Here is a 25911-nt window from a genome sequence, read left to right as displayed (position 1 = left end):
CGAAACATGTCACTCAACCTGATTAAGCTCTGCGTCGGCTGCGACAGCGTCGAGGATCTCGAGGAATGGATCGCCTTCCGCCTCGACGAACGGCGCCGTGCCGGCGAGCCGGTGGAGCAGTACCACACCACCCGGATGGTGCCGACGCGAGGCACGGAACTTACCGACGGTGGTTCGCTCTACTGGGTGATCAAGGGCTCCGTGCAGTGCCGCCAGCGCCTGCTGGAAATCCGCCCGTTCATCGATTCCGAAGGCATCTCGCGTTGCCACCTGGTGCTCGAGCCGACGGTCGTGCGTACCGAATGGCAGCCGCGCCGCGCCTTCCAGGGCTGGCGCTATCTCAAGCCCGAAGACGCCCCGGCCGATCTTGGCCAGGGCAACGCCGCGCTCGCAGAAATGCCGCCCAAGCTCAGGCTGGAATTGGCCGAACTCGGCCTGCTCTGACGGCGCCGCGCCGCCGTATCGACGGGCTTGCAAGCCGGCGCGCGCCGCCACATCTTGATGGGTGATGAGCGACGACCGAAAGCCACTCGCACCGTCCGCGAACCGCCCTCCGGCGGAGCGCCGTTCAGATGCTGTGGAGATCGATGCATTCGTGCGCCAGGCGCGCGCGCTGGCGGGGGCCAAGGCCAACGGCCGTCTGATCCTCGCGCTCGATGCCACCATGAGCCGCCAGCCGACCTGGGACCTTGCCTGCGAATTGCAGGGCCAGATGTTCGACGCCGTCGGCAAGGCCGGCAAGCTCAACGTGCAGCTCGTCTATTTTCGCGGACTGGGCGAATGCCGGGCTTCGAAGTTCGTCGCCGATACAACTGCCCTGAAGGGCCTGATGACCTCGATCCAGTGCCGCAGCGGCCAGACCCAGATCGGCAAGGTGCTCAGCCACGCCCTCAACGAGACGGCGGTCGCCAAGGTGGATGCACTCGTCTATATCGGCGACGCGATGGAGGAAAATGTCGACGAGCTCGCCGAGAAGGCCGGCCGGCTGGGCCTGCGCGGTGTTCCGGCCTTCGTCTTCCAGGAAGGGCACGATGCCGAGGCCGAACGCGCGTTCAAGGAGATCGCGCGGTTGTCCAAGGGGGCATGGTTCCGCTTCGACCGCAAGGCTGCGGCAACGCTGTCCAGGCTGCTTTCGGCGGTCGCCGTCTTTGCGACGGGCGGCATCAAGGCTCTGGAGGCGAGGGGGCGGCCGGAGGACGTGCTGATGATCGAGCACCTGAGAGGGCGCAGTTCGTCATGACCGCGTTCGCCGTCATCGCCTTCATCCTGCTGACCTCGGCTGCGCTGATCGCCCTGCTTGTGCGGGCCGATGCGGCCAAGCTCGCCCGGGCGCTGAAAATGGCCGGTCCGATCGCGCTGGGCAGCGTCGGTCTCGTCCTGCTGCTCCTGGGCCGCGCCGCAGTCGGCGGCGGGCTCATCTCGGCCGCGCTGGCCTGGTATGCGGCGGGCCGGAGAGCCGGCTCGTCAGTCAGGACGCCGGGGCGCCGATCCACCGTTCGGACGGCGGCCCTCGAAATGGAACTCGATCACGACAGCGGTGTTCTGACCGGGATCGTCCTGGCCGGTCGCCAGGAGGGGAAGTCGCTTGCCTCGCTCGGTCTCACCGAACTGAAGGGACTTCTCGCCGAGCTCTCCGGCGATCCGGAGAGCCGGCAGCTACTTGAGACCTACCTTGACGGCAGGTTTCCCGTTTGGCGCGAAGACGCGAAGCCTGACGGTCACGAGGGGCTGGGTGTTCCGCCAGGTTCTGGCGCCATGACTAAGGAGGAGGCCTACAAGATCCTTGGTCTTGAAGCGGGGGCTGCCGCGGCGGATGTCCGCAAGGCCCACCGCCGACTGATTCAGCGCCTGCATCCCGATCTCGGCGGATCGTCTTTCCTGGCGGCGCGGATCAACGAAGCCAAGGACGTCCTTCTCTCCGATCATCACTAACTCTCCTTCGACTCGATACAATTCAGGAGATTGGCGACCGCCTATTGCGCGATGGCGTAGCAGGCGATCTTCTTCTTCTTCAGCGCGCTGCAGGCGCTCCAGGCGGCGTCCTTCGAATCGAAGCCGGCGAAGCGGGCGCGGAAATAGGTCACGCCGCCCTTCTCGAAAGGCACCGTGAATGCGGATGCGTCGGCAAGGACCTGCGGAACCTGCTTGGCGGCCTTGTCGAGGATGGTGCGGGCTTCCGCGTCACTCGGCGACGAGGCGATCTGGACGGCCCAGCCGGTCGGCACGGAGGCGGTCTTGAAGGCGTCCACGGCCGGAGCCTCGGACGGCTCCGCGAATGCCTGCTCGACGGCCTCGGCGGCGTTGCTCGGCACGGCTTCCTTGGACTTGCGGATCTGGAACGGGATGTTGCCGCCGAAGCGCTCGGCCGAGGCCATCGCGATCTTGGGCTTGGCGGCGAGGCCGATGGTCGGCTTGGGCGCAGGCACTGCCGCCGGAGCGACTTCGGCCGCTGCGGCCGGCGCGTCGTCGGAAACGGCTGCGACCTCGACCGGCTGCTCCACCTGCGGACGGCGATCGGGCGTCGGCACTTCCTGCTTGGGCAGCGCGACTTTGGCGATGACCGGCTCGGGGGCGCTCACGTCGGCCTTGGCGATCAGATCGCCGCCACCGCCGCGCCTGGACGCCTGCGGAAGATAGGTCTTGATCAGTTCGGCCATGCGGCTGTCGCGGCCGGCGCCGCTGGCACCGCCCATGACGACGGCGACCAGGCTGCGGTTGCCGTCCTGCACCGAGGAAACCAGGTTGAAGCCGGAGGCGCGGGTATAGCCGGTCTTGATGCCGTCGACGCCCTTGACGCGGCCGAGCAGGCGGTTGTGGTTGGCGATCCGCTGGCGGCCGAAGGCGAAGGAGCGGGTCGAGAAATAGCCGTAGTACTGCGGGAAATGCTCGCGCAGCGCGATGCCGAGCGTCGCCATGTCGCGCGCGGTGGTGAATTGCGCGGTGTTGGGCAGGCCGTTGGCGTTGCGGAAGACGGTGCCCTTCATGCCGAGGCTGCGCGCCCTGGCGGTCATCATGCGGGTGAAGTTCTCCTCGGAACCGCCAATCATCTCGCCAAGCGCGGTCGCTGCGTCATTGGCCGAGCGCGTCACGAGCGAAAGGATCGCGGCCTCGACCGTGATCGAGCCGCCGGCCTTGACGCCGATCTTGGTCGGCGGCTCGGACGCTGCGTTCTGGGAGAAGACGACCGGCGTATCCTTGCGGATCTTGCCCTTCGCGAGTGCTTCGAAGGTCATGTAGAGCGTCATCATCTTGGTGAGCGAAGCCGGATAGCGCCGGGAATCGGCACTCGTCGAATGCAGCACCTTGCCGGTGTTGGCGTCGATGACGATGGCTGCGTATCTGCTGTCCTTCGCTGCCGAAGTGGGGGCGACCGACGACAGCCCGATCGCTGCCGCGAGCGTGTAAACCATCATGGATTTTAATGAGATAGCCGCCTTGAAGAGCTTACCCGGCAACGCCTGACGCACTGTTTCACCCTTGGATTATCGTTGCGTTCGGGGCGGCAAAGGTTCCTGCCCCATATCCGCGCACTCTAAGGGCGGCAGCGTTACCAATCCGTTTATGGTAACTGCCCCGTTCACACTTTTGCTCGGGCTTAAATCGAAATTTAGGGAATGGCGGGGGCCCGCAAATGACGCAGGGTCAGTTGACAATTTGTGCGGTGCACAATATGTAGGCTGCATCGCACAATCGCATAGCGCAGCGCTCCCAACCCGAAAGGATGCAGCGATGACTCAGACCTATGAAGATTTCAGCAAGTACGGCAAGGAATTCGTGGACACCGGCCTGAAGAGCTACGCCTCGCTCTCCAAGGGTGCCCAGGCGATCGCCACCGAGGCGACCGACTACACCAAGAAGAGCTTCGAGACGGGCGCTGCCGCCTTCGAGAAACTGCTCGGCGTCAAGTCGTTCGACAAGGCCGTCGAGATCCAGGCCGACTACGTCAAGCAGGCCTACGAGGGCTTCGTCGCCGAGGCGACCAAGCTCGGCGAGCTCTACGCCGAGCTGGCCAAGGACGCCTACAAGCCCTTCGAGTCGCTCGTCGCCAAGGCGAAGTGACCGACCCCAACTAGTGGGGGGCGGATCTCAGCATCCGCCAAGAAAGACCCGGCTGCGCCTCCGCAGCCGGGTTTTTTGTTGCAAGAGCGGTCGGCCGCTTCACGAAAGAGGCAAAACGCTCTGGGTAGTCCCATGGCCATATTGTCAGCACGTTAGAAGGGCTTAAAATCCTCCCGGTGACACCTACATGACGAGGTGGGTCGGAATTGACGAAGGGCAGGACCACGGTGACTATCGGCTTGGAGGCCACACGGCTTGATGTGGCGCGGATGCAGAACGGTGACGAGGGCGGCAACGGCCCCGGCCGCGGAACGGCAGTCATCACCCGCAGCAAGACCAAGACCAAGCGGCCGAGCCTCTACCGGGTTCTCATTCTCAACGACGACTACACCCCGATGGAGTTCGTCGTGCATGTGCTCGAACGCTTCTTCCAGAAGGACCGGGAGGCCGCGACCCGCATCATGCTGCACGTCCACAACCATGGCGTCGGCGAGTGCGGGATCTACACCTACGAGGTGGCCGAGACCAAGGTGTCTCAGGTCATGGATTTTGCCAGACAGAACCAGCATCCGCTACAATGCGTGATGGAGAAGAAGTGAGGTATTGAATGCCGGCTTTCTCCCAAGGCCTTGAAAAGGCGCTGCACCAGGCGCTGACGCTCGCCAACGAGCGTCACCACGAATACGCGACGCTAGAACATCTGCTGCTCGCATTGATCGACGACACCGAGGCTGCCGCCGTCATGCGCGCCTGCAACGTCGATCTCGACGAACTGCGCCAGACGGTGCTGACCTACATCGACACCGAGCTCGACAACCTCGTTACCGGCTATGACGAGGACTCCAAGCCGACGGCCGGATTCCAGCGCGTCATCCAGCGCGCGGTCATCCATGTGCAGTCGTCCGGCCGCGAGGAAGTGTCGGGCGCCAACGTGCTCGTGGCGATTTTCGCCGAGCGCGAGAGCCACGCCGCCTACTTCCTGCAGGAACAGCAGATGACCCGTTACGACGCGGTCAACTACATCTCGCACGGCATCGCCAAGCGTCCCGGCGCCTCCGAGGGCCGCACGCCGCGCGGCGCCGATGAGGAACAGCACGGCCCCGGCAACGAGGCGGGCGAGGAAAGCGCCAAGACCAAGAAGCAGCAGGACGCGCTGACGGCCTATTGCGTCAACCTCAACGCCAAGGCGCGCGCCGGCAAGATCGATCCGCTGATCGGCCGCGAGGCCGAGATCAACCGCACCATCCAGGTGCTGTGCCGACGGTCGAAGAACAATCCGCTCTATGTCGGCGATCCCGGTGTCGGCAAGACGGCGATCGCCGAGGGCCTGGCCAAGCGCATCGTCGAAGGCGACGTGCCGGAAGTGCTCGAGGATGCCACCATCTTCGCCCTCGATATGGGCACGCTGCTCGCCGGCACGCGCTATCGCGGCGACTTCGAGGAGCGGCTGAAGCAAGTCGTCAAGGAACTCGAGGAGTATGCCGGCGCGGTGCTGTTCATCGACGAGATCCACACGGTGATCGGCGCCGGCGCCACCTCGGGCGGGGCGATGGATGCTTCCAACCTGCTCAAGCCGGCCCTGTCGTCGGGCGCCATCCGCTGCATCGGTTCAACGACTTACAAGGAGTTCCGGCAGTTCTTCGAGAAGGACCGGGCGCTTGTCCGCCGATTCCAGAAGATCGACGTCAACGAGCCGACGGTCGCCGATGCCATCGAGATCATGAAGGGCCTGAAGCCCTATTATGAAGACTTCCACAAGGTGAAGTTCACCAACGAGGCGATCAAGGCCGCGGTGGAACTGTCGGCGCGCTACATCAACGACCGCAAGCTGCCGGACAAGGCGATCGACGTCATCGACGAGACCGGCGCCTCGCAGATGCTCCTGCCCGAGGGCAAGCGCAAGAAGACCATCGGCATCAGGGAGATCGAGGCGACCATCGCCACCATGGCGCGGATCCCGCCGAAAACCGTCTCCGCCGACGACGAAAAGGTGCTTGCCGGCCTCGAGACCGAGCTCAAGCGCGTCGTCTACGGCCAGGACACGGCGATCGAGGCCCTGGCTGCATCGATCAAGCTGGCGCGTGCCGGGCTGCGCGAACCGGAGAAGCCGATCGGCTCCTACCTGTTCTCCGGCCCGACCGGCGTCGGCAAGACCGAGGTCGCCAAGCAGCTCGCAGCCTCGCTCGGCGTCGAACTGCTGCGCTTCGACATGTCCGAATACATGGAACGCCACACGGTCAGCCGCCTGATCGGCGCGCCGCCCGGCTATGTCGGCTTCGACCAGGGCGGCCTGCTCACCGACGGCGTCGACCAGCATCCGCACTGCGTGCTGCTGCTCGACGAGGTCGAGAAGGCACATCCCGACCTGTTCAACATCCTGTTGCAGGTCATGGACCACGGCAAGCTGACCGACCACAACGGCAAGCAGATCGACTTCCGCAACGTGATCCTGATCATGACCACGAATGCGGGCGCCTCCGACATGGCCAGGGCGGCCATCGGTTTCGGCTCGTCCAAGCGCGAAGGCGACGACATGGAGGCGATCAACCGGCTGTTCTCGCCGGAGTTCCGTAACCGTCTCGATGCCATCATCCCGTTTGGCTCGCTGCCGGTGCCGGTCGTTCACCAGGTGGTGCAGAAGTTCGTCATGCAGCTGGAGACCCAGCTCTCCGAACGCGGCGTCACCTTCGACCTGTCGGAAGAGGCCGTCGCCTGGCTGGCCGACAAGGGCTACGACGAGCGCATGGGCGCGCGTCCGCTCGCCCGTGTCATCCAGGAGCACATCAAGAAGCCGCTGGCCGAAGAGGTCCTGTTCGGCAAGCTCAAGAAGGGCGGAACGGTTCGCGTCACCGTGGAGAAGAAGGAGACCGGCGAAACCGGCCTCAAGCTCGAAACCGTGGCCGACGACGTGCCGGTCAAGCCGAAGAAGGAAGAGCCCGCCGACCGGCCCAAGACCAAGCGGACTGCCGCCAAGAAGCCCGCGGCCAGGAAGGTCGTGGCCGCCAAGCCGAAGTCCGACCCCAAGGGCAAGGACGGAGGCAAGCGGAGCCTGGTTCCGCAACTGCCCAGAAAGGGTTGAAATCAGACGAGAAAGCCCCGGCAACGGGGCTTTCTTTTTTGGCATTCCACCAGCGATCAGTCCAGGATTGCGCTCTCGACGCGGTTGCGCCCCCGCCGCTTGGCCTCGTAGAGCCACTTGTCGGCGTCCTTGGTCATCTCCTCGACGGTCGCCGGACCGCCCTCGACAGTGGTGATGCCGACGCTGACGGTGGCGCGCATGCCGAGATCGGTGACGCTGGCCGACGCGACCGCGGCGCGCAGGCGTTCGCCCATGACCGCGGCATCGCCCGCGTGCAGGTCCTGGCAGATCGCGGCAAATTCCTCTCCGCCGTAGCGGAAGAGGTAGTCGCCGCTGCGCAGTGAGCCCGCCAGCGCATGCGCCACGTCCTTCAGCACCTTGTCGCCGGTCACGTGACCGAACTGGTCGTTGATGTTCTTGAAATGATCGATGTCGATCATCAGCAGGCTCACGGGCTTGCCGGCGCCAATGGCCCGGTCGACCAGCGACTGCGCCATCGATTCGAACTGGCCGCGGTCGCGCGCGCCGGTCAGCGAATCGATGCCTGTGCGCTGCAGCAGGTCTTCGTAGCGGTGCCGAAAGGTGAGCCTGTCGAAGACCTTGAGCAGCGGCTCTGGACTGGCAGGCGTTGGGCGGGTCTCAACATAGCGCAGATAGCCGACGAGCAGCAGGCTGTAGAGCGCGGCCGCGCCCATCTTGGCAATCCATCCGCCGTAGAGCGCGCTCATCGGCACGCCCGTGACCAGTCGCAGGCCGGCGAAGAAGAGCAACTGGTCGAAGGTCAGCACCACCGCAAGGCTCAGGAATGCCCGCTTGAAAAGCGTGCCGGCTATGCGCTGGCCGAGCTTTTCGTAAAGCAGGATGAGGGCGATGCTGTCGAAGAACAACAAAAGCGTGCCCCACACCATCAGCAGGCCCATCTGGCCGAGGAAGGTGAGGTCCGGCTGGTAGCCGGGCAGTTGGGCGACGCTGGCGTAGAGGCGCAGGACCAGGGCGAGCGCCACCATCAGGCAGTTGCCGATCAGCAGGCCGTAGATCGGCTGGCGGACGGTCTCGGCGTCCTCCTTGATGTAGAGGAGCAGGAACATCACCAGCTTGCCCGAGAACATGACGGTCGAGCCCGGCGAGATGAGGCCGAAGGGCAGTGATAGGAAGAAGACCGCGGCCAGATAGGTTTCGAGGAAATGCATCACGCCCAGCACGCAGAGGAAGATGCCGATGCCGAACCTGTGCCGGGCGTGGAACACGGCCGCCATGGTCGCGAAATAGATCAGCGCCTGCACCACTAGCAGAATCGTGCCGGACATGACTTCCTCGCTTCCCCGGAAGACTTCTCTACATGTTGACGCCGCGTAAGTTGTCAATACGCCGTCGCCGCGTTCTGCAATTTTGACATGGCTTGGGGACCGAGGGCCTATCGGCAGGTAGAACCGTCACATGGGTCGGGCGGCGGCGCTGACTTGGCGCAATGCCCGTGCTATCGGCTTGGCATGGCTACCGCGACCCACCACCGCCCGTGCCGAGCATGACCTCACGCCGTCTCTGGTATCTGCGCGGCGCTCGAACGGCGGTTTCCATCCCGGGCCTCATCCTGGCCAGCGCCTTCGTCGGCTTCGCCGGCCTCGCCAAGGAAGCGGGGCTGACTCTGGCAGAGACCGTGTTCATGGTCGGCATGGTCTGGGCCTTGCCCGCCAAGGTCGTGCTCGTCGGCGCCATCCTGTCCGGGGCCTCGCTGCCCGCCGCCGCCTTTGCGGTGGCGCTTTCGTCCATTCGCCTCGCACCGATGGTGGTTGCCCTGGTTCCCGAACTGCGCGGGCCGAAAACCCCGCGCTGGGTGCTCTACGTGCTTTCGCATTTCGTCGCGGTCACCTCGTGGGTGCTGGCCATGGAGCGGCTGCGCGGCATCCCGCGCGACATGCGCACCAGCTACTATGCCGGGCTCGGCTCGACTCTGGTGCTGGTCAACATGGGCGTGGTGGCGATCATGTTCCTGGTGGCCGACAGCTTGCCGCCGGCGGTTTCGGCAGCCCTTTTCCTGCTGACGCCGATGTATTTCCTCACCTCGCTGTGGGGCTCGGCGCGCGAGCGCGCAGGGCACGTGGCCATGGTCATCGGGCTGGTCGTCGGCCCCTTGCTCCACCTCGTGGTGCCGGGATTCGACCTTCTGGGGGCAGGGCTGATCGGCGGTGGCGCCGCATTCATGTTCCACAAGCTGTCGCGTCGGCGGGCGCCGGCGTGACGTTTCAATCGCTCGACGCCTGGTGGTGGCCGTTCCTGTTCATCCTGGTGGGCGGCTGGCTGGCCACTGACGTCTGGCGCTTCCTCGGCGTCTATCTGGGAGACCGCCTCTCGGAGGCTTCCGACCTGCTCGTGCTGGTCCGGGCGCTTGCAACCGCCCTTGTCGCCGCCGTCATCGGCAACCTCATTGCCGTTCCCAGCGGAGCATTGGCCGAAACATCGCTTGCTCTGCGCTTGGCCGCCGTCGCGGCAGGCTTCGCCGCCTACATGCTGTTGGGGCGCAAGGTCATCGTCGGCATCATCGCGTCGGAAGCCGTGCTGCTCGGGGGGATCCTGGCGACCTGACCTGAATATCCGCCGGCCTGGCGCAAGTCGGCATGAGAGGTTCACGCCCCCTTAACGGCGTTCTGGCATACCGGAGCGGGTTGGAGTATACGGGATGCGTCTGTACGCAGCCGAAAAGCTCAGTGCAGTCGTGACTGGGCTGTTGTTCCTGATCGACGGCACGATCATCGTCTTAGGCCAGCGGTCCGTCGATGTGAAAGCCTATGCCGGCATGGTCGCCATCGGCGTTGGCGTCGTCCTCGTCGGACAATTCTACCGTCGCTACCGCCCGAACGAACGCATTGCCTCGGCCCTGACGGCGACCGGCGCCTTCGTGCTGTTCACGCTTGCCGCCTCGCTCTTCAACTATCTGCTCCTGCCGGTGGGTGGTGATAGGTGGGTCGATGCTCTGTTCATCGATATCGACGCACGCGTGGGCTACAGATGGGCCGATCTCGTCGATTTCGCCGCGCAGTTCCCGGTCGTCAGCGCACTCTTGCGCGCAATTTATCTCAGTTCCCTGCCGCAGATCGTCATGGTCATCATTTTCCTTGGCTTTTCCCGTCGATTTGCCGACCTCCACTTGTTTCTGCTGACCGGGATTTTCGCGGCGCTCGCGACAATCCTGATCTGGTACGCTCTGCCGAGTTCGGGGCCTTCGGCCTATCAGGTCGTCGCCCCGGATGTCGCGGCGCGTGCCAGGCTGGTGGTGGACTCGGGCTATGGCGCGGAACTGACCAGGCTGATGCTCGAAGGTCCGACCTTCATTACCCCTCGGGATACCCTCGGTCTCATCGCCTTTCCCTCGTTCCACACCGTCATGGCCTGCCTTTCGGTCTGGTTCATGGCCGGGTTTCGCAGGGTCTTTCCGCTGGTGCTTGTCGTCAACGCGCTGATGCTGCCTGCCATCCTGGTGCATGGCGGCCATCATCTGGTGGATGTCGCAGGCGGGCTGGCCGTCTTCGCGCTCGCGTTTTGCGGTGCGAAGGCATTGCTTGGGTCGGCGCGTTTTGCACACATGCCGGAAACAACCGCTGCGACGGGGCAGGCGGAGATGAGCCGCCTGCGTTCCGCCCGGTTGCCAACGTGACCTCGGATACGATGGCGACGAGCGCCGTGCCGAAAGCGATGGTCTAAGATCAGACGGAAAGCGCCGCCCTGATCCTCTCGGCGTTGGCCGCGAGGATTTCCGGCTTTTCCATCGGCCCGCCCGGGGCCTTGAGCGCCACGCCGTCGAATCGCGGGATCACATGCACATGCAGGTGGAAGACCACCTGGCCGCCGGCGCTTTCGTTGAACTGGTGCACCGTGACGCCTTCGGCGTCGAAAGCCTTCTTCACCGCGCGCGCCAGCTTCTGCGCCGTGCGCATCACCGCCGCCAGGCTCTCCGACTCCACGTCGAGGATGTTGCGCGCCGGCTGCTTTGGAAGCACCAGGCAGTGGCCTTCGCCGCGCGGCATGATGTCCATGATGGCGACCGTGTCGGCGTCCTCGTAGAGCTTGTGCGACGGCAATTCGCCACGCAGGATCTTGGCAAAGACGTTGTTTGGATCGTAAGCGACGCTCGACATGGCCTATCCCGTTCGATGCTGATACGTGGTGGATGTTTCGGCGCTGGCGCCGACCGCGTCAAGCCGCGAGAGGCCGAGAGGAGCGAAGTTGAACTACGTCTATTTGATTGTTGCGATTGCCTTCGAGGTCGTCGCCACCTCGGCGCTGAAGGAAACCCAAGGCTTTACCAAGCTGATACCGTCGGTCATAGCGCTCGCGGGCTACGGCTTCGCCTTCTACTACCTGTCCCTGGTGCTGAAGGTCGTCCCGGTCGGCATCGTCTACGCGCTGTGGTCGGGGGCGGGCATCGTCTTCATCACAGGGATCGCCTGGGTGTGGTTCCGCCAGGCGCTCGACCTGCCGGCGCTGCTCGGAATCGGCCTCATCATGGCAGGCGTGGTGGTCATCAACCTGTTCTCGAAATCGGTCGCGCACTGAAGGTCAGCCGCGCCGGAACGGGCCGTGGTCTTCCAGATACGCGCCGATTTCGGCGACCTCTTGCCGCTCGCGCTCGAGATATTCGGCCACGGCCCGGCGCAGGCCGGGATGCACGATGTAATGGGCTGACTGGGTGGTGGCGGGGCGATAGCCGCGCGCCAGCTTGTGCTCGCCCTGGGCGCCGGCCTCGACGACCTTGAGCTTGCGCTCGATGGCGAAGTCGATGGCCTGGTGGTAGCAGACCTCGAAATGCAGGAACGGGTGGTCCTCGATGCAGCCCCAGTTGCGGCCGAAGAGCGTATCCGATCCGATGAAATTGATCGCACCGGCGACATAGCGCCCGCCGCGGCGGGCCATGACGAGCAGCACGTCGTCGGCCATGCGTTCGCCGATCAGCGAGAAGAACGTCCGGTTGAGATAGGGCCGGCCCCATTTGCGGCCGCCCGTGTCCATGTAGAAGGCGAAGAAGTCGTCCCAGACCGCTTCAGTCAGGTCGCGGCCGGTCAGCCATTCGATCGAGATGCCCGGGGCCAGCGCCTCGCGCCGCTCCTTCTTCAGCGCCTTGCGCTTGCGCGAGGCCAGCGTGGCCAGGAAGTCGTCGTAGCAGGCAAAGCCTTCGTTGATGAAGTGGAACTGCTGGTCGGTGCGGCGCAGGAAGCCGGCCGCCTCGAGGACTTCGACCTCGTCCGGCGGGGCGAATGTCACATGCGCCGAGGAGACGCCCAATCCCTCGGCGACGCTGCGCAAGGCGGTCGCCAGCGCCGATCTCCCTCTCGCGCTATCGGTCTCGGCCACCGTGAGCAGGCGCGGGCCGGTGGCCGGCGTGAACGGAACCGAGCACTGCAGCTTGGGATAGTAGCGTCCGCCGGCGCGCTCGAAGGCGTCGGCCCAGCCATGGTCGAACACATACTCGCCCTGGCTGTGGGATTTGGCGTAGCAGGGAAGGGCGCCGAGAAAGGTGCCGTCCGAGGCTTCCAGCCGCAGATGATGCCCCTGCCAGCCGGTTTTGCGGACGGCGCAGCCGGACTCTTCCAGGATGTTCAGGAAATCGAATGAAACGAAGGGGTTGTAAGGCGTTCCTGACTGGCCCTTGGCCGCGCCCGACAGCCTGCTCCATTCGTCGCGGCTGAACTCTGCGATCGAGGCGGCGACGCGGACGGCGTATCCGCCATCCGCCAATTTCGCCCCGGCGTCGCTCGCATTGGTCATTGGCCTTACTTACGCTCGAAAGCCGCCGTTGCAAGAGGCTAGGCGACCGGCGCCTCGTCGGGCAGGAACCCTTCGAAGGTCATCTGGTCGGCATGGGCGAAAGTCCTCTCGACCGCGTTGCGGTCGCGCACCGTCCAGGTGATGACCGGCATGCCGAGACGCCCGCGCACGAAGCCGATGAAACGGTTGGGCAGATGATCGACCGCGTAGGAAACGAATGAGATTCCGTGCGCGAGCATGGAGAAATGCGCCTCGAGTTCGTGATCCTTCTCGCCCCATGCGGTCAGTCCGCCGGGAATGCCCGGGGCATATCTGGCGAAATCCCGGATCAGCCAGTGGTCGAAGGACATGATCGCCGCCTTGCCGTGGTAGCCGCGCAGGGCTGCGCCTACTTTGGCGACGAGGCCGTCGTCCTTGCCCGGAATGCCCTTGAGTTCGATCACCAGCGGCACGCGGCCGTCGACGAGCCTGAGCAGTTCATGGAGCGTGGGCACGTGGTCGGCGGTGCCGCCGATGCGGAGCGCGCCCAATTCGGCGGCCGTCCGCTGCCAGACATAGCCTTCCGTGCCGGTGAGGCGGTCGAGCGCATTGTCGTGGAAGACGACCACGTCGCCGTCCGCCGTCAGATGCACGTCGCATTCGATCGCGTAGCCGCGCTGGGCGGCCCTTTCGAATGCCGACAGCGTGTTTTCCCAGCACTGCTTGTTGAGGTCGTGCAGGCCGCGGTGGGCGATGGGGCGGGCCGTGAGCCAGGCAAAGTCGGTCATCGGAACTATCCGTTCACTCGGTTTCGACGATCGCTTCGATCTCGACCGCTGCATTGAGCGGCAGCGAGGCCACGCCGACCGCCGACCGCGCATGCTTGCCGCGCTCGCCGAGCACGGCAACGAGGAAATCGGAGGCGCCGTTGGCGACCAGGTGCTGCTCGGTGAAGTCGGGCGTGGAGGCCACGAAGACGGTGATCTTGACGATGCGGCGGATCTTCTCGAGGTCGCCGAGGGCTGCCTTCACCTGGGCCAGGATGTTGACGGCGCACTGCTTGGCTGCGTCCTTGGCGCCCGCCGTGTCTACGTCGCGGCCGACCAGGCCGGAGGCGATGAGCTTGCCATCCTTGAGCGGCAGTTGTCCGGCGGTGAAGACGTAGCTGCCGGTCTGCATGAACGGCACGTAGTTGGCCGCAGGTGCCGCGGCGGCGGGCAGCGCGACGCCGAGATCGCTTAGCCGCTTTTCGATTGTTTCGCCCATTGTCTTTCCTTATCTCTGAGTCTGGCGTGGAAGGTGAGTTGGCGCCGAAACTGCTATTTTTGCCTCGCTTCCGCCACGACTTTTTTTAAGGTGGACCATCATTCCCAGCGGTCTGTCAGGCCGCGCCGACCGGAGCCTCATATATGCGCGCAGCGCGCCTTGCCCTACTTGCCATCCTGTCCGCCCCGGCCTTCGGCGCAATACCTGCCTTTGCCGCCCCCGTGGCGCTCGCTCCGCACCGCGCGGTCTATGACCTCGTGCTCGACCAGGCCTCCGACCGGTCGGGAATCACCGGCCTGACGGGCCGCATGGTCTATGAATTCAACGGCTCGCCCTGCGAGGGCTATACGGTCAAGTTCCGTTTCGTCACGCAGATCGCGACGCGCGAAAATACCCGCCTGACCGACCAGCAGACGACGACCTTCGAGGATGCGGAAGGAAAAACCTTCTCCTTCGTCACCAAGTCCTTCGTCGACCAGGCCCTCGACCGGGAGGTGAAGGGCACTGCGACGCTCGAGCCCAACGGCGTGAAGGTCGAGCTGGAGAAGCCGCAGGCCGGCGTGGTGGACCTGGCGAAGACGCAGTTCCCCACCCAGCACCTGGTCGAACTCATCGGCAAGGCGGAGAAGGGCGAGACCTTCTACGAGACCAGCCTGTTCGACGGTTCCGAAGACGCCGACAAGGTGATGACCACCACCGTCATCGTCGGCAAGAAGAGCCAGGCGCCGAGCGGCGATCCGGAGCTGCCGGTGCTGGCGGGGCTCGCCAAGGACCAATATTGGCCGGTCGACATCGCCTATTTCGACCTGAGCAAGGGCAGCGGCGAGGAAGTGCCGGAGTACCGCATCAGCTTCAAGCTGCACGAGAACGGGCTGACCCGCGACCTCGTCATGGACTACGGCGATTTCTCGATGACCGGCAAGCTGGTCAATCTCTCCCTGTTCCCCACGCCCAAGGGCGAGTGCAAGCGGTAAGCGGGCGCCGGTGGCGGTCTATGTCGACGCGGCTATCTGGAAGTGGGTGGGCCACCGCTGGTGCCACCTGCTCGCCGACGACACGGCGGAGCTGCATCGTTTCGCCGCGCAGCTGGGCCTGAAGCAGTCCTCCTATCAGGGGCCGCCCAAGACGTCGGCGCCGCACTACGACATCACCGGTTTCGAACGTGACCGCGCCGTCAGGCTCGGCGCGGTCGAATGCAGCCGCGAGGAGATCGTGGCGGTGTTCCGGCGGGTCCGCATCCGCAACTTCAAGCGGCGCGATCCGAAGCCCTCGGAGAAGATGGCGCCGCACGAGCCGACGCTTTCCCGATGGGCCGCCGGCAGCTGAACGGCCCGGGCGGAGCGGGCAGGGCAGGCGATGCGGTCCGCGGGGTTGCCTTCGCAGCGCAACACGTCTATATGCCGCCGCATTCCACACACGGACTTTGGTTTCCGACCGGGAGAAATCCGGCTGAGACCTCCGGTGGCGTTTAGAGCATCCAGCGAAAGCGTCATGGTCCGTGGAGGCTAACCGGAAAGGAAAATGACAGATGGCATTGCCTGATTTCAGCATGCGCCAGCTTCTCGAAGCTGGTTCTCACTTCGGCCACCAGACCCACCGCTGGAACCCGAAGATGGCGCCCTACATCTATGGCGCCCGCAACAACATCCACATCATCGACCTGTCGCAGACGGTTCCGCTGCTGCACCAGGCGCTGAAGCAGGTCTCGGACGTCGTGTCGCGCGGCGGCCGCGTGCTGTTCGTCGGCACCAAGCGCCAGGCTTCGGACATCGTTGCCGACGCCGCGCAGCGCTCGGCCCAGTACTACGTCAATTCGCGTTGGCTCGGCGGCATGCTGACCAACTGGAAGACGATCTCGAATTCGATCCAGCGTCTGCGCAAGCTCGACGAGATGCTCGCCGGCGAAGCCCAGGGCTTCACCAAGAAGGAGCGCCTGAACCTCGACCGTGAGCGCGAGAAGCTCAACAAGGCCCTCGGCGGCATCAAGGACATGGGCTCGACCCCGGACCTGATGTTCGTGATCGACACCAACAAGGAAGCGATCGCCATCCAGGAAGCCAAGCGTCTCGGCATCCCGGTCGTCGCGATCATCGATTCGAACTGCGACCCGGACAAGATCGACTTCCCGATCCCGGGCAACGACGACGCCGCCCGTGCGATCCAGCTGTACTGCGACCTGGTCGCCAAGGCTGCCATCGACGGTATCGCCCGCCAGCAGGGCGCGCTGGGCGTCGACACCGGCGCTGCGGCCGAAGCTCCGGTCGAGCCGGCTCTCGACAATTCCGCTTCGGGCGAAGCCGAGGCGTAATCGCGAAGGCCGGGTGACCGGCCTTCCTTTCAGGATTTGGCGCATACCTCGCGCCGGCGTACGGCGCATCATCGAACCCTCGGTGGTGCGCCAGCGCATTTAGAAACAAAGAGGCCACAATGAGCATTTCGGCAGCACAGGTTAAGGAACTCCGCGAACTCACCGGCGCGGGCATGATGGATTGCAAGGCGGCGCTGGCCGAGACCGGCGGCGACATGGAGGCCGCGGTCGACTGGCTGCGCAAGAAGGGCATCTCCAAGGCCGACAAGAAGGCCGGCCGCACGGCGGCCGAAGGCCTGATCGGCGTCGACGCCGGCGTCCGCGAAGCCGTCGTCGTCGAGGTCAACTCCGAGACCGACTTCGTCGCCCGCAACGCCGCCTTCCAGGAGATCGTCGCCAACGTCGCCAAGGTCGCGCTCGCCTACGGCACGACCGAGGCCGTCGCCGCGGCCAAGTATCCGGGCTCCGACAAGTCGGTCTCCGACACGATCAAGGACGCCGTCGGCACCATCGGCGAGAACATGAGTTTCCGTCGTTCGGCCAAGCTCTCGGTTTCGGAAGGCGTGGTTGCGACCTACGTCCACAACGCCGTCGCCGACAACCTCGGCAAGCTCGGCGTCCTGGTCGCGATCGAGACCGCCGGCAACCATGATGCGGCCCGCGCCTTCGCGCGTCAGGTCGCCATGCACGTCGCCGCGACCAACCCGCTCGCCCTGACCCCCGACGAGGTCGACGCCGCTCACGTCGAGCGCGAAAAGGCGATCTTCGCCGACCAGGCCCGCCAGTCGGGCAAGCCGGAGAACATCATCGAGAAGATGGTCGAAGGCCGCATGCGCAAGTTCTACGAGGAAGTCGTGCTGCTGAAGCAGGCTTTCGTGCTCAACCCCGATCTGACGGTCGAGGCAGCACTGAAGGACGCCGAGAAGCAGATCGGCGCGCCGGCCAAGATCACCGGCTACATCCGCTTCGCGCTCGGCGAGGGCATCGAGAAGGAAGAGAGCGACTTCGCAGCCGAAGTCGCAGCCGCCGTTAAGGGCTAAAAAGCAGCGCTGCATCAAGCGCTTCCTGAGGATAGCCGAAGGGCGCCGCGTGACATCGCGGCGCCCTTCGTGTATCGGAACTCCCGATCTTTCAACCGCCGCGAGGAATTCATGACCGCCAAGCCGCTCTACAGGCGTGTTCTGCTCAAGGCCTCCGGCGAAGCCCTGATGGGCGACCAGCATTTCGGTATCGACGTGTCGGTGGTGGACCGCATCGCGTCCGACATCGCAGAGGCAAGGGCGCTCGGCGTCGAGGTCGGCGTGGTCATCGGCGGCGGCAACATCTTCCGCGGCGTGGCCGTTGCGTCGAAGGGCGGCGACCGCGTCACCGGCGACCACATGGGCATGCTCGCCACCGTCATCAACTCGCTGGCGCTGCGCACGTCGCTGGTCAAGATCGGCGTGGATGCCGTCGTGCTGTCGGCCATCGCCATGCCGGAACTCTGCGAGAGCTTCTCCCAGCGCCAGGCGACCGCCTATATGAACGCCGGCAAGGTGGTTATCTTCGCGGGTGGCACCGGCAACCCGTTCTTCACCACGGATTCGGCCGCGGCCTTGCGCGCCGCCGAGATCGGCGCGGATGCGCTGTTCAAGGGGACGCAGGTCGACGGCGTCTATTCCGCAGATCCCAAGAAGGACCCGAGCGCCACGCGCTTCGAGCGCATCACCCATGCCGAAGTGATAAACCGGGGCCTGACCATCATGGATACGGCGGCGATTGCGCTTGCGCGGGAAAACAACATTCCGATAATCGTCTATTCGATCCACGAAAAAGGCGGTTTCGGCGAAATATTGAAGGGTGGCGGCCACTGCACGGTTGTTGCGGACGTCTGAGGATATGAACGGTGGCCCCGGGCTTCGGGACCAAGGAGACTGCTATGAGCCTTGACTACAACGATCTTCAGCGGCGCATGGACGGCGCCATCAGCGCTTTCAAGCACGACCTTGCTTCGCTGCGCACGGGTCGCGCCTCGAGCAACCTCCTCGATCCGATCCACGTCCAGGCCTACGGCTCGGCGATGCCCATCAACCAGGTCGCCACGGTTTCCGTGCCGGAGCCGCGCATGATCTCGGTCTCCGTCTGGGACAAGTCGATGGTGGGCGCGGTCGACCGCGCCATCCGCGAGGCCAATCTCGGCTTCAATCCGATCGTCGACGGCACCAATCTGCGCATCCCGCTGCCGGAGCTCAACGAGCAGCGCCGCAAGGAACTGGTGAAGATCGCGCATGGCTATGCCGAGAATGCCAAGGTTGCGGCCCGCCACGTGCGCCGCGACGGCATGGAGGCGCTCAAGAAGGCTGAGAAGGACGGCGACATCAGCCAGGACGACCATCGTGTCAGGTCCGAAAAGGTGCAGAAGCTGACCGACGACACCATCAGCCAGATCGACAGCCTGCTCGCCGGCAAGGAAGCCGAGATCATGCAAGTCTGAGCCGACGAAGAGCCGGCCCGAAAGCGAACTGATGACTACGCCCGCGCATGTCGCGATCATCATGGACGGCAATGGCCGCTGGGCAAAAGCCCGTGGCCTGCCGCGCGTTGCGGGGCATCGCGCTGGCGTGGAAGCGTTACGCAAAACGGTCCGCGCCGCCAGCGATCTCGGGATTTCCTGGCTGACCGTCTACGCCTTTTCGTCGGAGAACTGGTCGCGCCCGAAGTCGGAAGTCACCGATCTGCTGGGTCTGCTGAAGCTGTTCATCCGCCGCGACCTTGCCGAATTGCACAACGCCGGCGTCAGGGTTCGCGTCATCGGCGACCGCCAGACGCTGCAGTCGGACATCCGGAGCCTGCTGGAAGAGGCCGAGACACTGACGGCCGGCAACTCGGCGCTGAATCTGGTCATCGCTTTCAACTACGGTGGACGCGACGAGATCGCGCGCGCCGCGCGACAGCTCGCCGAGGCCGTCCAGAGAGGCGAGCTCTCGAGCGACGAGATCACGCCCGAGCTGTTTGCCGAGCGTCTCGATACCGCGGGCATCCCGGATCCGGATCTGGTGATCAGGACCAGTGGCGAGGTCAGGCTTTCGAATTTCCTGCCCTGGCAGTCGGCCTACAGCGAACTGGTCTTCCTGCCCTGCTACTGGCCCGATTTCACGCGCGAGCATTTGGCCGAGGCGGTGCGCGAGTTCACCGGCCGCGAGCGTCGCTTCGGCGGGCTTGCGGCCCGCGACATCGCCTTGTGAGGCGGCAGCATGAGCAATCTTCAGCTCCGGACCATTTCAGCGGTCGTCCTGGCCATCGCCGCGCTCGTGCTGACCTGGGCCGGCGGCCTGCCTTTCAGGCTGCTTTCTGCGGGTATCGCGCTCGGCATCTTCTACGAATGGTCGCGCATGTCGCGGACCCGGGCGGAGGGCGCATGGGCACCGGGCCAGCTCGGTTTCGTGCCGGAGGCATTGATTCTTGTCTTCGCGGTTGCCCTGGCGCTGGGTGCGCCGGCCATCGTGCTCATCGGGCTGGCGGTCCTGGCTACGGCCGTGCTGTGGCTGCTCGGACGGATTCGCGAGGCCGGCGCGTGGGACGCCGCGGGATTCGCCTATGCCGCCCTTTCGGGACTCTCGCTCGCGCTACTGCGCGGTAATGACGCAGCCGGCCTTGCCGCCATCCTGTTCCTCTTTGCAGTGGTGTGGTCGACCGACATCTTCGCCTATTTCGTCGGCCGCAGCGTCGGCGGGCCGAAGCTCGCGCCCGCCATTTCTCCCGGCAAGACGCGCAGCGGTGCCGTCGGCGGTGCCGTCGGCGGTGTCGTGGCGGGCGTTCTGCTCGGGCTCGCGGTCGGCGCCGGCAACGTCGCGATGCTCGCCGGGGTGGCGTTGCTCCTGTCGGTGATCTCGCAGGCGGGCGATCTTTACGAGTCCTGGGTCAAGCGGCGGCATGGCTACAAGGATTCAGGTTCGATCATCCCCGGTCACGGCGGCGTGATGGACAGGGTGGACGGGCTTGTCGCGGCGGCATTTGCCCTATACGTCATCGGGTGGCTGTCTGGTTCGGCCGATCATCCGGCACAAGTCCTGTTTCCGGCCTGACCTGCCGGCGGTGGCCGGTGCCCCAAGGGTGCCAGGCGGAAGGGTGATGCGGCGGTTCGTGGTTGAGGGCATGACTTGAGCGAGTATCTTCCCGCATTCCTGAGCACGGATGGCCTGCTGCTCGGCACGATCGTTCCCTTCCTGTTCGTGCTGATGATCGTCGTGTTCGTGCACGAGATGGGGCACTACCTCGTCGGCCGCTGGTGCGGCATCGGTGTGAAGGCTTTCGCGGTTGGTTTCGGGCCGGAGCTGATCGGCTTCAACGACCGGCGCGGCACGCGCTGGAAGCTCTGTGCCATTCCACTCGGCGGCTACGTCAAATTCGTCGGCGACATGAACGTCACCAGCTCGCCCGAGGGTGGCGAGGCGGAAAGGCTGAGTGCAGCCGAACGCAAGGTTGCCTTCCACACCCAGCCCGTCTGGAAGCGCGCCGCAACGGTGTTTGCCGGGCCGCTGTTCAACTTCCTGCTCACGATCGCCGTCTTCACCGTGCTGTTCACGGCCTATGGCCGCTACGTCATGGAGCCGACGGTGGCCGAGGTGCGCGCCGAAAGCCCGGCGGCCAGGGCCGGCATCCAGCCGGGCGACCGATTCGTCAGCGTCGACGGCAGGCAGGTCGAGACCTTCTCCGACGTCCAGCGCCTGGTGTCGGGCCGCGGTGGCGATCCGATCGCCTTCGTCATGATGCGGGACGGCAAGGAGGTTTCCGTCACCGCCGTGCCGGAACTCATGGAGCAGCAAGACGCCCTTGGGAACAAGGTCAAGGTCGCCGTCATCGGGGTGGTCAACAACGAGGAGCTGGGGCAGCCGCGGCTCATCACCTACGGCCCGGGCGGAGCCTTCGTTCAGGCCGTCACCGAGACCGGCCAGATCATCGCCCGGACTGGCCAGTTCCTGAAGCGTTTCGTCTTCGGGCGCGAGGACAAGTGCCAGCTCGGCGGACCGGTCAAGATCGCCGACATGGCCGGCAAGGCCGCCAAGCTGGGCTTCGGCTGGCTGGTGCAGCTGGTTGCATTGCTGTCGGTTGGAATCGGGTTCCTGAACCTGCTGCCGATTCCGCCGCTCGATGGCGGCCACCTGGCCTTCTACGCGGTCGAGGCGGTCATCCGTCGCCCTGTTTCCGAACGGGCCATGGAGGCTGTATACCGGGTGGGAATGATTCTGGTTCTTGCGTTCATGGGGTTCGTTTTCTGGAACGACCTATTTGGATGTTGAATTCATGAAGAAAATCGACGCGGAGAGGGCGTCTGTTGAGGGACCATTTACCATCCCGGTCGGTATGAGTGACGCGAAAGTCACGCTCGCTGGGTAAGTAAGTGCAAATTAACCAGAACCCTTGCGTGTAGGGAAAATCCGGTTATTACGGTACGGGAAAATTTACCGCGACGTCCGGTTTTCTCGCCGTGGGGACTTCGAGAAAAGGTTGTAAAGGCCGATGAAGGCAGCATTTAAGTTTGCGAGCGCCGCGTCCGCGGTGGCTCTGTCCGCCGCTCTGGCTGTGCCTGGCGCGGTCGTTGTTCAGTTTGCCGCCGTTTCGGCGGCGGAAGCTGCCGTCGTCAACCGGATCGAGGTGCGCGGCAATCAGCGCGTCGACGCCGAGACGATTCGCAACTACATCACCATCAAGCCCGGCAAGACGTTCTCGAATGCCGACATTGACGAGGCGGTGAAGTCGCTGTTCGGCAGCGGCCTGTTCTCCGACGTCCGCATCAACCAGGTCGGGTCGACGCTCGTCGTCCAGGTCTCCGAATACCAGGTCGTCAACAACGTCCTGTTCCAGGGCAACAAGAAGCTGAAGGACGCCCAGCTGGGCGCCGCCGTCCAGCTCAAGCCGCGCGGCGCCTTCTCGCAGGCGACGATGGAGGCCGACGCCGAGGCGATCAAGGAAGCCTACAAGCGCGTCGGCCGCGACGACGTGACCGTCAAGACCCAGGTCATGGATCTCGGCGAAAACCGCGTCAACGTGGTCTACGAGATCAACGAAGGCGGCCGCACCAAGATCGCCGCGATCAATTTCGTCGGCAACAACGCCTATGGCGATCGCCGTCTGGCGGACGTGATTTCTACCAAGCGCTCGTCGTTCCTGTCGTTCATGCTGCGCGACGACATCTATGACGAGGATCGTCTGCGCGCCGACGAGGAAGCGCTGCGCCGCTTCTACTTCAACCGCGGTTATGCCGACTTCCAGGTTGTCTCCGCCTTCGGCGAGCTCGACGAGGCGACCAACCAGTACACGATCACCATCACGGTGGACGAGGGCCAGCGCTACACCTTCGGCGACGTGTCGGTGGAAAGCACCATCCCCGAGATCGACGGCGCCACGCTGCAGTCGCTGGTCGAGACCCGCAAGGGCGACGTCTACAACGCCAAGAACGTCGAAGATTCGATCATCGCGATCACCGAGAACGTCGCCGGCAAGGGCTATGCCTTCGCCAAGGTGACCCCGCGCGGCGACCGCAACTTCGAGACCCGCACGATCAACGTCGTCTACACGGTCGACCAGGGCGCCAAGGCCTATGTCGAGCGCATCGAGATCCGCGGCAACGAGCGCACGCGTGATTTCGTCATTCGTCGCGAGTTCGACGTCAGCGAAGGCGATGCCTTCAACCAGGTTCTTATCCAGCGCGCGAAGAAGCGGCTCGAAGCTCTTAATTTCTTTGAGCGTGTCGAGATTTCGACGGCGCCCGGCTCGCAGCCCGACCAGGTCGTGCTGGTGGTCGATCTGGTCGAGAAGTCGACCGGCGAGTTCTCGATCGGCGCTGGCTATTCGACGGGTGGCGACAATGCCGGTCCGTCGGTGGAAGGCTCGATCACCGAGCGCAACTTCCTCGGCCGCGGCCAGTTCATCAAGTTCTCCGCCGGCGGCGGCAAGAACTCGCGTGACTACAGCTTCTCGTTCACCGAGCCGTATTTCCTCGGCCGCCGTATCGCTGCGGGCTTCGACATCTATCGTCAGACCCGCAAGTATGACGAGTACGAGAGCGACATCACCGGCGGCACGGTCCGCTTCGGCCTGCCGATCACGGACAACATCTCGACGCAGCTGGCGTACAACATCTCGCAGGAGGAATATTCCTTCACGGATAGTTGCGACGGCGCAACGGATCCCAACAGCCCGGATCTTGATTGCGACGTGTCGCCTGCGATCATAGATGGCGTCGAGCGCAGCCCGTGGATCAAGTCGTCGGTCAGCGGCACGCTGGTCTACAACACCATCGACGACATGAAGAACCCGCGTAACGGCATCTACGCCAACTTCACGACCGAAGTTGCCGGCCTCGGTGGCGATGCGAAGTTCGTCAAGTTCACGGGCCGCGGCAGCTACTACCAGACGATCTCCGAGGAGATGGACATCGTCGGTCTGGTTTCGGTCGGTGGCGGTCACATCCAGGGCTTTGGCGACGACGGCCTGCGCGTGTTCGACCACTTCAAGAACAACGACCGCATGATCCGCGGCTTCAAGTACAACGGCATCGGTCCGTTCGATAAGAATGGCGAGGATCACCTCGGCGGCACGACCTATTTCAATGCGTCCGCCGAAGCACAGTTCCCGATCCCGGTCGTTCCCGAGAGCTTCGGCCTGCGTGGTGCGGTGTTCGCGGATGCCGCCACGCTCTACGGCAACAAGGTCGATGTCGCGGATACCGATATCGTTTCGACGGGCATGGAGTGGCGTGCCTCGGTCGGTATCGGCCTGCTCTGGGCGTCGCCCTTCGGCCCGCTGCGTATCGACTACGCGGTGCCGGTCAAGAAGGAAGACACCGACGACACCCAGGAATTCAACTTCGGCATTTCGACCCGCTTCTAATCGCGTGGAACGATGCTTCCGGGCCGCAACGGCCCGGAAGCCCGCCCGGCTCAGCTGGAAAAGCACTTCATGACGGACCCGGTGTTCTTTGTGCCGTCACGCCGCTTGACCGCGGGCGAGGTGGCCGAATTGACCGGCGCCGTGCTCGCAGATCCCGGCCATTCCCAGATCATCATCACGACCATCGCCTCTGCCGTCGAAGGCGGCGAGGGCGCGTTGGTGTTCGTCGACGGCAAGCGCAATGCCGCCCCCCTGGCGACGCTCAAGGCGGCGGCGGTGCTGTGCACGGCGGACGTCGTCGGCCTTGTCCCCGCCGGCATCGCCGCACTCGTCACGCCCAGGGCCCAGCAGGCCTTCGCCCGTATCGGCCGCATGCTTTACCCGGCAGCCGAGCGCCCCGTGGGATCGACCGGCGAGACCGGCATCTCGCCACATGCCCATATCGACCCGACGGCCCATGTCGAGGCGGGTGCGATCGTCGAGGCCGGCGCCGTCATCGGTCCTCATGCCGCAGTGGGCGCGGGTACCGTGGTTGCAGCCAACGCGGTCATCGGCCGTTCCGCGCAGGTCGGCCGCGACTGCTACATCGGGCCGCACAGCTCGATCCAGTATGCGCTGCTCGGCAACGGCGTCATCGTCCATGCCGGTGCGCGGATCGGCCAGGACGGCTTCGGGTTTGCCGGCGGCCCCAAGGGGCCTGAGCGGGTGCCGCAGATCGGCCGGGTCATCATCCAGGACAATGTCGAGATCGGCGCCAACACCACCGTCGACCGTGGTGCGCTGGCGGACACGGTCATCGGCGAAAACACCAAGATCGACAATCTCGTCCAGATTGCCCACAACGTGCGCATCGGTCGCAATTGCGTCATCGCCGGCCTCACGGGTATTTCGGGCTCCTGCGTGATCGGCGACAACGTGATGATGGGCGGCGGCGTCGGGCTGGCCGACCATCTTACCGTCGGCGACGGCGCCAAGCTGGCGGCGCGCAGCGGCTTCATGAACAACGTGCCGGCAGGCGAGGTCTGGGGTGGTTTCCCTGGCAAGCCGATGAAGGAAATGATGCGCGAGTTCGCGGTGCTCAGGAAGCTGGCCAGGGCCAGGACCAAAGAGGGTGGGAGCAATGACTGACCAGGCAACAACGATGCTCGAGGCCGTTGATATCCTCGGCCTGTTCGAGCTGCTGCCGCATCGCTATCCGTTCCTGCTGATCGACCGCATCGTCGAGATAGACGGCGACGACTCTGCCGTCGGCATCAAGAACGTCACCTTCAACGAACCGCATTTCCAGGGACATTTTCCCGGCCAGCCGGTGATGCCAGGCGTGCTCATCATCGAGGCGATGGCGCAGACCGCGGGCGCGATCTGCCTGCGCCAGGTGGTCGATGAAAGCCCGTCGCTGGTCTACCTGATGACCGTCGATGCGGCGAAGTTCCGCAAGCCGGTCGTGCCGGGCGACCAGTTGCGAATCCACGTCAAGAAGATCAAGAAGCGCGGCAACATCCTGAAATTCGCCTGCGACGCGCGGGTGGACGGCGCGACCGTGGCGGAGGCCGAGGTTGCCGCGATGATGGTGCCCAAGGAATAGTAC

General features: G+C 64.7%; 26 protein-coding genes and 2 pseudogenes. 22 read left to right on the top strand and 6 right to left on the bottom strand.

What is annotated here, in order from left to right:
- Positions 1 to 6 precede the first annotated feature (6 nt).
- The 3 genes from J2X50_RS00760 (at position 7) to J2X50_RS00750 (ending at position 1932) form a co-directional block, all read left to right on the top strand.
- Entirely contained in the window at positions 7 to 444 is a 438-nt protein-coding gene (locus tag J2X50_RS00760) for a DUF1489 family protein (RefSeq protein WP_429090616.1), read from the top strand.
- A 133-nt stretch (positions 445 to 577) separates the two neighbouring features.
- Entirely contained in the window at positions 578 to 1240 is a 663-nt protein-coding gene (locus tag J2X50_RS00755; protein ID WP_429090615.1) for a VWA domain-containing protein, read from the top strand.
- Positions 1237 to 1932 (top strand): DnaJ domain-containing protein, encoded by a 696-nt coding sequence (locus J2X50_RS00750; RefSeq protein ID WP_429090613.1) that lies wholly within the window; start codon positions 1237 to 1239, stop codon positions 1930 to 1932. The genes J2X50_RS00755 and J2X50_RS00750 overlap by 4 nt, the downstream gene beginning before the upstream one ends.
- Positions 1933 to 1973: 41 nt before the next feature.
- Here the strand turns inward: J2X50_RS00750 and J2X50_RS00745 are convergent, their stop codons facing one another.
- Positions 1974 to 3413, bottom strand: coding sequence for a D-alanyl-D-alanine carboxypeptidase (locus tag J2X50_RS00745; RefSeq protein WP_429090611.1), 1440 nt, complete (start codon positions 3411 to 3413; stop codon positions 1974 to 1976).
- A 316-nt stretch (positions 3414 to 3729) separates the two neighbouring features.
- Here J2X50_RS00745 and J2X50_RS00740 point away from each other — a divergent pair, with 316 nt between their 5' ends.
- The 3 genes from J2X50_RS00740 to clpA all read left to right on the top strand — a co-directional run bounded on the left by J2X50_RS00740 (position 3730) and on the right by clpA (position 7138).
- On the top strand, positions 3730 to 4059 hold the full coding sequence (locus J2X50_RS00740) for a phasin family protein (protein ID WP_347965345.1): 330 nt from the start codon (positions 3730 to 3732) through the stop codon (positions 4057 to 4059).
- Between the two features lie 269 nt (positions 4060 to 4328).
- Positions 4329 to 4658 carry an ATP-dependent Clp protease adapter ClpS gene (gene clpS / locus J2X50_RS00735; RefSeq protein ID WP_340041485.1) on the top strand — a complete coding sequence of 110 codons (330 nt, stop codon included), beginning with the start codon at positions 4329 to 4331 and terminating at the stop codon, positions 4656 to 4658.
- Positions 4659 to 4666: 8 nt separating this feature from the next.
- Positions 4667 to 7138, top strand: coding sequence for an ATP-dependent Clp protease ATP-binding subunit ClpA (gene clpA, locus J2X50_RS00730; RefSeq protein WP_429090610.1), 2472 nt, complete (start codon positions 4667 to 4669; stop codon positions 7136 to 7138).
- A gap of 56 nt (positions 7139 to 7194) precedes the next feature.
- On the opposite strand, the gene J2X50_RS00725 is transcribed toward clpA, so the two are convergent.
- A complete protein-coding gene (locus J2X50_RS00725) occupies positions 7195 to 8445 on the bottom strand; it encodes a diguanylate cyclase (RefSeq protein ID WP_429090608.1) in 1251 nt (416 codons plus the stop codon).
- Between the two features lie 218 nt (positions 8446 to 8663).
- Here J2X50_RS00725 and J2X50_RS00720 point away from each other — a divergent pair, with 218 nt between their 5' ends.
- From J2X50_RS00720 to J2X50_RS00710, 3 genes are all read left to right on the top strand, one after another.
- Complete coding sequence (locus J2X50_RS00720; protein WP_429090606.1) at positions 8664 to 9377, top strand: AzlC family ABC transporter permease; 714 nt, start codon at positions 8664 to 8666, stop codon at positions 9375 to 9377.
- On the top strand, positions 9374 to 9721 hold the full coding sequence (locus J2X50_RS00715; RefSeq protein ID WP_429090604.1) for an AzlD domain-containing protein: 348 nt from the start codon (positions 9374 to 9376) through the stop codon (positions 9719 to 9721). Before J2X50_RS00720 ends, J2X50_RS00715 begins: the two co-directional genes overlap by 4 nt.
- A gap of 142 nt (positions 9722 to 9863) precedes the next feature.
- Positions 9864 to 10790 carry a phosphatase PAP2 family protein gene (locus tag J2X50_RS00710; protein WP_429090602.1) on the top strand — a complete coding sequence of 309 codons (927 nt, stop codon included), beginning with the start codon at positions 9864 to 9866 and terminating at the stop codon, positions 10788 to 10790.
- 49 nt (positions 10791 to 10839) lie between these two features.
- Here the strand turns inward: J2X50_RS00710 and J2X50_RS00705 are convergent, their stop codons facing one another.
- Entirely contained in the window at positions 10840 to 11271 is a 432-nt protein-coding gene (locus J2X50_RS00705; RefSeq protein ID WP_429090600.1) for an HIT family protein, read from the bottom strand.
- An 88-nt stretch (positions 11272 to 11359) separates the two neighbouring features.
- Between J2X50_RS00705 and J2X50_RS00700 the strand changes: the two genes are divergently transcribed.
- Complete coding sequence (locus tag J2X50_RS00700; protein ID WP_429090598.1) at positions 11360 to 11689, top strand: DMT family transporter; 330 nt, start codon at positions 11360 to 11362, stop codon at positions 11687 to 11689.
- A gap of 3 nt (positions 11690 to 11692) precedes the next feature.
- Here the strand turns inward: J2X50_RS00700 and J2X50_RS00695 are convergent, their stop codons facing one another.
- Genes J2X50_RS00695 through J2X50_RS00685 form a run of 3 tightly spaced genes read right to left on the bottom strand, consistent with a single transcriptional unit; the run spans position 11693 to position 14143 of the window.
- Positions 11693 to 12898, bottom strand: a complete 1206-nt coding sequence (locus J2X50_RS00695) for a GNAT family N-acetyltransferase (RefSeq protein ID WP_429090596.1) — start codon at positions 12896 to 12898, stop codon at positions 11693 to 11695.
- Between the two features lie 38 nt (positions 12899 to 12936).
- Positions 12937 to 13665: a glycerophosphodiester phosphodiesterase gene (locus J2X50_RS00690; protein ID WP_429090594.1), complete on the bottom strand. Its 729-nt coding sequence runs from the start codon at positions 13663 to 13665 to the stop codon at positions 12937 to 12939.
- Between the two features lie 13 nt (positions 13666 to 13678).
- Positions 13679 to 14143, bottom strand: a complete 465-nt coding sequence (locus J2X50_RS00685) for a RidA family protein (RefSeq protein WP_429090592.1) — start codon at positions 14141 to 14143, stop codon at positions 13679 to 13681.
- A gap of 143 nt (positions 14144 to 14286) precedes the next feature.
- Between J2X50_RS00685 and J2X50_RS00680 the strand changes: the two genes are divergently transcribed.
- The 12 genes and pseudogenes from J2X50_RS00680 (at position 14287) to fabZ (ending at position 25908) form a co-directional block, all read left to right on the top strand.
- Positions 14287 to 15117: a cell envelope integrity EipB family protein gene (locus J2X50_RS00680; RefSeq protein ID WP_429090590.1), complete on the top strand. Its 831-nt coding sequence runs from the start codon at positions 14287 to 14289 to the stop codon at positions 15115 to 15117.
- A 10-nt stretch (positions 15118 to 15127) separates the two neighbouring features.
- Positions 15128 to 15400, top strand: a pseudogene (locus J2X50_RS00675) (DUF4031 domain-containing protein); the annotation flags it as partial.
- Between the two features lie 271 nt (positions 15401 to 15671).
- Positions 15672 to 16451, top strand: coding sequence for a 30S ribosomal protein S2 (gene rpsB, locus J2X50_RS00670; RefSeq protein ID WP_429090588.1), 780 nt, complete (start codon positions 15672 to 15674; stop codon positions 16449 to 16451).
- Between the two features lie 119 nt (positions 16452 to 16570).
- Positions 16571 to 17491 carry a translation elongation factor Ts gene (tsf, locus tag J2X50_RS00665; RefSeq protein WP_429090586.1) on the top strand — a complete coding sequence of 307 codons (921 nt, stop codon included), beginning with the start codon at positions 16571 to 16573 and terminating at the stop codon, positions 17489 to 17491.
- A gap of 111 nt (positions 17492 to 17602) precedes the next feature.
- Positions 17603 to 18325 (top strand): UMP kinase, encoded by a 723-nt coding sequence (gene pyrH / locus J2X50_RS00660; protein WP_429090584.1) that lies wholly within the window; start codon positions 17603 to 17605, stop codon positions 18323 to 18325.
- Between the two features lie 44 nt (positions 18326 to 18369).
- A complete protein-coding gene (frr, locus tag J2X50_RS00655; protein WP_429090582.1) occupies positions 18370 to 18924 on the top strand; it encodes a ribosome recycling factor in 555 nt (184 codons plus the stop codon).
- A gap of 19 nt (positions 18925 to 18943) precedes the next feature.
- Positions 18944 to 19675 (top strand): annotated as a pseudogene (locus tag J2X50_RS00650) (isoprenyl transferase); the annotation flags it as partial.
- 9 nt (positions 19676 to 19684) lie between these two features.
- Positions 19685 to 20515: a phosphatidate cytidylyltransferase gene (locus J2X50_RS00645; RefSeq protein WP_429090580.1), complete on the top strand. Its 831-nt coding sequence runs from the start codon at positions 19685 to 19687 to the stop codon at positions 20513 to 20515.
- Between the two features lie 75 nt (positions 20516 to 20590).
- The gene (rseP, locus tag J2X50_RS00640) at positions 20591 to 21730 is read left to right on the top strand and encodes an RIP metalloprotease RseP (RefSeq protein ID WP_429090578.1); all 1140 of its coding nucleotides are present in this window, start codon (positions 20591 to 20593) and stop codon (positions 21728 to 21730) included.
- Positions 21731 to 21950: 220 nt separating this feature from the next.
- Positions 21951 to 24323: an outer membrane protein assembly factor BamA gene (gene bamA / locus J2X50_RS00635; RefSeq protein WP_429090576.1), complete on the top strand. Its 2373-nt coding sequence runs from the start codon at positions 21951 to 21953 to the stop codon at positions 24321 to 24323.
- 69 nt (positions 24324 to 24392) lie between these two features.
- On the top strand, positions 24393 to 25451 hold the full coding sequence (gene lpxD / locus J2X50_RS00630; protein ID WP_429090574.1) for a UDP-3-O-(3-hydroxymyristoyl)glucosamine N-acyltransferase: 1059 nt from the start codon (positions 24393 to 24395) through the stop codon (positions 25449 to 25451).
- Positions 25444 to 25908 (top strand): 3-hydroxyacyl-ACP dehydratase FabZ, encoded by a 465-nt coding sequence (gene fabZ, locus J2X50_RS00625; protein WP_429090572.1) that lies wholly within the window; start codon positions 25444 to 25446, stop codon positions 25906 to 25908. Before lpxD ends, fabZ begins: the two co-directional genes overlap by 8 nt.
- Positions 25909 to 25911 lie beyond the last annotated feature (3 nt).

Source organism: Aminobacter sp. BE322 (assembly GCF_050433525.1).
Taxonomy (GTDB): domain Bacteria; phylum Pseudomonadota; class Alphaproteobacteria; order Rhizobiales; family Rhizobiaceae; genus Aminobacter.
This window is presented reverse-complemented; position numbering and strand designations above follow the sequence as displayed.

Bases quoted from the DNA above. Each gene is read 5' to 3' on its own strand.
- pyrH (WP_429090584.1), top strand. From the start codon at position 17,603: ATGACCGCCAAGCCGCTCTACAGGCGTGTTCTGCTCAAGGCCTCCGGC.
- clpS (WP_340041485.1), top strand. From the start codon at position 4,329: ATGCAGAACGGTGACGAGGGCGGCAACGGCCCCGGCCGCGGAACGGCA.
- J2X50_RS00680 (WP_429090590.1), top strand. From the start codon at position 14,287: ATGCGCGCAGCGCGCCTTGCCCTACTTGCCATCCTGTCCGCCCCGGCC.
- fabZ (WP_429090572.1), top strand. From the start codon at position 25,444: ATGACTGACCAGGCAACAACGATGCTCGAGGCCGTTGATATCCTCGGC.
- frr (WP_429090582.1), top strand. From the start codon at position 18,370: ATGAGCCTTGACTACAACGATCTTCAGCGGCGCATGGACGGCGCCATC.
- clpA (WP_429090610.1), top strand. From the start codon at position 4,667: ATGCCGGCTTTCTCCCAAGGCCTTGAAAAGGCGCTGCACCAGGCGCTG.
- J2X50_RS00725 (WP_429090608.1), bottom strand. From the start codon at position 8,445: ATGTCCGGCACGATTCTGCTAGTGGTGCAGGCGCTGATCTATTTCGCG.
- J2X50_RS00720 (WP_429090606.1), top strand. From the start codon at position 8,664: ATGACCTCACGCCGTCTCTGGTATCTGCGCGGCGCTCGAACGGCGGTT.
- J2X50_RS00645 (WP_429090580.1), top strand. From the start codon at position 19,685: ATGAGCAATCTTCAGCTCCGGACCATTTCAGCGGTCGTCCTGGCCATC.
- J2X50_RS00695 (WP_429090596.1), bottom strand. From the start codon at position 12,898: ATGACCAATGCGAGCGACGCCGGGGCGAAATTGGCGGATGGCGGATAC.
- J2X50_RS00705 (WP_429090600.1), bottom strand. From the start codon at position 11,271: ATGTCGAGCGTCGCTTACGATCCAAACAACGTCTTTGCCAAGATCCTG.
- rpsB (WP_429090588.1), top strand. From the start codon at position 15,672: ATGGCATTGCCTGATTTCAGCATGCGCCAGCTTCTCGAAGCTGGTTCT.
- J2X50_RS00690 (WP_429090594.1), bottom strand. From the start codon at position 13,665: ATGACCGACTTTGCCTGGCTCACGGCCCGCCCCATCGCCCACCGCGGC.
- J2X50_RS00750 (WP_429090613.1), top strand. From the start codon at position 1,237: ATGACCGCGTTCGCCGTCATCGCCTTCATCCTGCTGACCTCGGCTGCG.
- bamA (WP_429090576.1), top strand. From the start codon at position 21,951: ATGAAGGCAGCATTTAAGTTTGCGAGCGCCGCGTCCGCGGTGGCTCTG.
- lpxD (WP_429090574.1), top strand. From the start codon at position 24,393: ATGACGGACCCGGTGTTCTTTGTGCCGTCACGCCGCTTGACCGCGGGC.
- J2X50_RS00685 (WP_429090592.1), bottom strand. From the start codon at position 14,143: ATGGGCGAAACAATCGAAAAGCGGCTAAGCGATCTCGGCGTCGCGCTG.
- J2X50_RS00745 (WP_429090611.1), bottom strand. From the start codon at position 3,413: ATGATGGTTTACACGCTCGCGGCAGCGATCGGGCTGTCGTCGGTCGCC.
- J2X50_RS00740 (WP_347965345.1), top strand. From the start codon at position 3,730: ATGACTCAGACCTATGAAGATTTCAGCAAGTACGGCAAGGAATTCGTG.
- J2X50_RS00760 (WP_429090616.1), top strand. From the start codon at position 7: ATGTCACTCAACCTGATTAAGCTCTGCGTCGGCTGCGACAGCGTCGAG.
- tsf (WP_429090586.1), top strand. From the start codon at position 16,571: ATGAGCATTTCGGCAGCACAGGTTAAGGAACTCCGCGAACTCACCGGC.